This window comes from Methylobacterium sp. J-072 (genome assembly GCF_022829425.1).
Classification (GTDB): domain Bacteria; phylum Pseudomonadota; class Alphaproteobacteria; order Rhizobiales; family Beijerinckiaceae; genus Methylobacterium.
Genome location: NZ_JAKSYK010000206.1, coordinates 1 through 4,362 on the forward strand (window position 1 = coordinate 1; position 4,362 = coordinate 4,362).

Here is a 4,362-nt window from a genome sequence, read left to right on the forward strand (position 1 = left end):
CCGCCGTTCCCGACAAACCCAGTGATCCGCTCGCGAAGGTCCAATGAATAGCAGCCGCCCATGATCCTCCTCCTCGCACAAGCGAATCAGTTCGACAGCCCAGCCGCAACCCACGAGTCTGATTTCTAGGACGACGCTCTAAGCTCTTGAAGTAGAACGGCGCAGCCAAACTCAAGCCGACGGCTTCACCGTCGCGGATTCTACTCCGCTCATTGCCCAAGAGTTGCACTGACGCTCGAAGCCTCCACCCCGTCATCGCCAACAGACAATTCCGGGGCGCCGCAGGCGAGCCCGGCTCCGAAGGGGCCGCCGGAGGCGGCAATCCAGAGCCGCCGACGGTGCAAGAGCCTGCTCCACCTGTGGTTCTGGATTCCAGGCTCCGCTTCGTGGCCCCGGAATGACCGGATGGTTGGCTGAGCCGTCGCGCGCCTCGGCTCACCGAGCCCGTGGCGAAACATTGCGGCCGAGCCGCCGCCAGCCCGCGACGAGGCCGGTGAGGGCGATCCCGGCGGCGAGCAGGTTCAGGAACCACTGGGCGGCGTCGCGCAGAGCGGGGTGGCCGGTCAGGACCGGCAGGTCGAGGCGATGCGGGGCGTCGAACAGCCAGCGGTTGATGCGGCCGGAGCGGTCCAGGCGCTGGAGGATCGTGCCGTCGCGCGGGTCGATGTGAAGCCAGGTGGCGGCCGGGTCGTCGAAGCGCAGGCGCAGGACCGGCAGGGGCCGCGGGTCCGTTCCGTGCGGATACCAGTAGGCGTCGTAGGCTTCGAGGTGCCGGGCCGCGCGGTGGTGCCCGTCAGGGATCGCCGCGGCGGCGGCTTCCGCCAGGGCGGCGGGGTCGGGGCCGGGGCCGCCGTCCGGGGCGACGGCGCGGAGGCCATCCGGCACGGCGGCCACCAGCCACCAGCGGCCGCCGATGGCGGTGAAGCGCACGGACCGGGCATCCGGTCCGGCGAGATCGGGAAGCCGACCGGTATCGACGCCGATGGTGCCGGGCGTTCCGGCATAGGCGGCGCTCATCCCGGCGGGCGGGGCGCTCGATGCGAACCAGCGGTTCGGGTTCATGGAGATCCAGCCGCTCACGATGAACGCCCCGAGCCCCAGCCCGCCCACGAGGCCGAACAGGTGGTGCCAGCGGGCCAGCCCGCGATAGGGCGTCACGGCGCCGTTGGCGTAGCGGCGGCGCAGGCGCAGGCGCCAGATCCCGATCGTGAGGCCGCTGAGCGCCCCGAGGGCGGCGAAGCCCGAGAGCCAGAGCAGGACCGTGCGCCACAGCTCCGCCCGGGCGCGCAGCGGCGTCAGGTAGATCCAGTGCGGCACCGAGCCGAGCCAGTTCCAGGCGCGCTCGAACCGGGTCGTGTCGAGGGCGATCTCGCCGGTGACCTGCGAGACGTAGAGCTCGGTCCCCGCCGGGTCGCCGAGGGCGACCTTGTGGAACGGCCGCAGCGGGTCGTAGCGGGCGGTGACGGTCCACTGGTCCCGCTCCACCGGCTCGACGCGGGCGCCCGGCCGGGTCCCGGCAGCGAGCCGCAGGGCCGCCTGCGCGTCGACCGGGCCGAGCCGCGCGCCGGTCCGGCCCGAGACCGTCGCCCGCGCCCCGTCGCGCCCGGTGATCCGGTAGACCGGCTCGTCGCCGCGCATCTCCAATCCGAACGCCGCCGGTACGCCGGGAAGGCCCCCGGCCGCGAGCGCCGTATCCGGCGAGACCGCAACGTGCTCCCAGGCGATCGGCGTCAGGTGCGCAAGGCGCTCGGCCTGGGTGAGCGTCGGGAACGGCACGTAGAGCATCACCAGCCCGGAGCCGATCCAGAGGGTGAAGAACAGGGCCGTGGCGATCCCGGCCCAGCGGTGGAACAGGAGCAGCCAACGGCGGGCCGCCTTGCCGGCCCAGCGCCTCACCAAGTCACCGTGTAGGCGAGCTCCACCGAGCGCGGCCGGCCGAGCAGCCAGTTGGTGCCGACGCCGTTCACGGCGTTGCCGCTGATCGAGTAGACCTTGTCGAACAGGTTGTAGACCCGCAGGCTCAGGCGCGAATCCGCCGTCACCTGATGGTCGAGCACGAGGTTGACGAGGTTGTAGGCCGGGCGCCGGGCCGTGTTGGAGAAGTCGCTGTAGACCTGCCCCACGTTCTGGAGCCCCACGCGCGCCGTCCAGGCGCGGGACAAATCCCAGGTCAGCCAGAGGTTGGCGACCCGCTCTGGCACGTCGATCGGCTGGTTGCCGGCATACGAGACGGTGACGTCTTTCACAGTCTGGTCGAAGGCATCGTATTGCGCGTGCAGCAGCGCGAGGTTGCCGTCGAGCCGCCAGCCCGGGCTGAACTGCCAGCCGAGCGCCAGCTCGAAGCCCTGCGAGGATTGCTGGCCGACTTGGGTCGACAGCGTCGGCTGGCCCGGCACCGCCGAGATCAAATTGTCCTTCACGATCCGGTAGCCGGCCACCGTCCATTCCAGCGCGCCGTTAAAGGCGAGCCCCTTGGCGCCGATCTCGACCTGCGTGCCGGTGGCGAGCTGGAAGCCGGAAAGCGATTGCGTCAGGGTGATGAGGCTGTTCACCGGGTCGGTGGCGAAGCTGTACTGCGCGTAGAGCGCGCTGTCCGGCGTCGGGTTGTAGACGAGGCCGAACCGGTAGCCGAGCGCCTGATAGGTTTTTTCGAACTGCGTGCCCGCCTGCAGATCCTGCCGATGGAGCGTCGGCACGTCGAGCCGCACGCCGGTGAGGAACGAGAGTTTTTCGGACAGGATCACCCGGTCCTCGGCGAAGACCGAAGCCTGGCTGGTCTGCGTGGCGTAGGCCGGCCGCGCGCGACCGTTCTGCGGGAAGAAGCCCGGATCGTAGCCGGTCAGCGGCACGCTGGTATTCTGGTCGAAGTAAAAGTTGTTCGTGTGGCGGAAGTCGATGTGGTTCACATCGAATCCGACCGCGAACGCGTTCGGCAGGCCGAACAGGCTTCCCTTGAAGCTGGCGTCCAGGCGATTCCCGACCTGTTCCTGGCTGTGGTAGATCTCGAGGTAATCGCCGCGGTCGACCAGTCCCGTCCCGCGGTTGTAGGCGTATTGCTCGACATCGAGCCAGTGGCGCCGGCTGGTGAGCCGGTAGGCGGTGTTGCGCACGATGATGTCGGCCGAAGGCGTCCACTCGGTCTTGAACTGGGTCCAGTTATCCGCCCAGGTGATCTTCGCGTCGCGGACGTTGTAGTTGTTGAATCGGATCAGGTCCGGAATGCGGCCCTCGACCAGGGGCGTCCCCCAATAGCGCGCGGGCTCCTGGTAGCCGAGATCGTGGCTCACCGTGAAGGCGAGGTCCGGGCTCGGCTGGAACAGCAGGGCGGCCGAGACCGCGAGGTTGCGGAAATCGCCCTCGGGCCGGATCCAGCCGTCGGCGCGGTTGCCGCTGATGTTGAGGCGGTACGCGAAGGTCTCGCCGAACTCCTCGCGGCCGAGCGCCCCGCCCGAATCCAGCGCGAGCCGCGCGACCCCGTCGGTGCCGATCACCGCGCGGGCGGTGTTGATCGGCACGAAGACCGGCTTCTTGGGCACGACGTTGATGACGCCGCCGATGGCACCGTCGCCGTACAGGACCGAGGACGGCCCGCGCAGCACCTCGATGCGCTCGACGTTCCAGGTGTCGAACGGGAAGGTGACGGTGTTGGCGCCGACATAGAAGCGGGTCCCGTCGTAGAGCTGCTGGATCGAGTTCGGCCCCGCGAAGCCGCGGGAGGTGAACGCGCCGTTGCCGTTGCCCGGGGCTGCGATCGTGGTGATGCCGGTGGCGTCCTGGGTCACCGCCTCGGCGATCGTGTCCTGGCCGCGCAGCCGCGCGGTCTCGCCGGACACGATGTCGACGCTCGCGGGCGTCTCCAGCGGCGTCAGGCCGAGCCGGCTGGCGGTCCGATCGGGGGTGCGCAGGTTCAGCCCGATCGGGGCGGCGCGGGTCAGGCTGACGCCGCCCTCGCCCTCGACGGAGAGCTGGTCCAGGGCGACGGTATCTTGGGCCGCGGCTTGGCTCGCCAGGAGGGTGAGGAAGGCAGCGCAGAGCGGCGTGCTCCGGCCGCGGGGATACTTTTCGGATAGGAACATGGTGTGAAGAGGTCCGTGCTCGGCGACCGCCGGCCCGGATGCCCTACAAGCAATGTAATAACATTACAAATGCTGCTGCGCGCCGGAACCGATCCTGCCGGGGCGTGAAGCCCTGGACGGAGGATCGAGCCGCGCGGGAACGCGGCCGGGATCGGCACGGTGAGAACGGGCATCGGGAACCGGGACGCGGGCGCGCTTGCTGTGGCACGTCACCGCGAACGAGGCCTCGCCGACCATGCTCGCGCACGGGCGTCTCGACACCCGCCAGGACACCCCGCCCAGCGCG

The 4,362-nt window shown here is 69.9% G+C and carries 2 protein-coding genes; both read right to left on the minus strand.

What is annotated here, in order from left to right; translation table 11 throughout:
- Window positions 1-435: 435 nt before the first annotated feature.
- Complete coding sequence (locus tag MKK67_RS26620) at window positions 436-1,896, minus strand: PepSY domain-containing protein (protein ID WP_243971162.1); 1,461 nt, start codon at window positions 1,894-1,896, stop codon at window positions 436-438.
- Window positions 1,893-4,076, minus strand: a complete 2,184-nt coding sequence (locus MKK67_RS26625) for a TonB-dependent receptor (RefSeq protein WP_243971165.1) — start codon at window positions 4,074-4,076, stop codon at window positions 1,893-1,895. Before MKK67_RS26625 ends, MKK67_RS26620 begins: the two co-directional genes overlap by 4 nt.
- Window positions 4,077-4,362: the final 286 nt, after the last annotated feature.

Bases quoted from the DNA above. Each gene is read 5' to 3' on its own strand.
- MKK67_RS26625 (WP_243971165.1), bottom strand. From the start codon at position 4,076: ATGTTCCTATCCGAAAAGTATCCCCGCGGCCGGAGCACGCCGCTCTGC.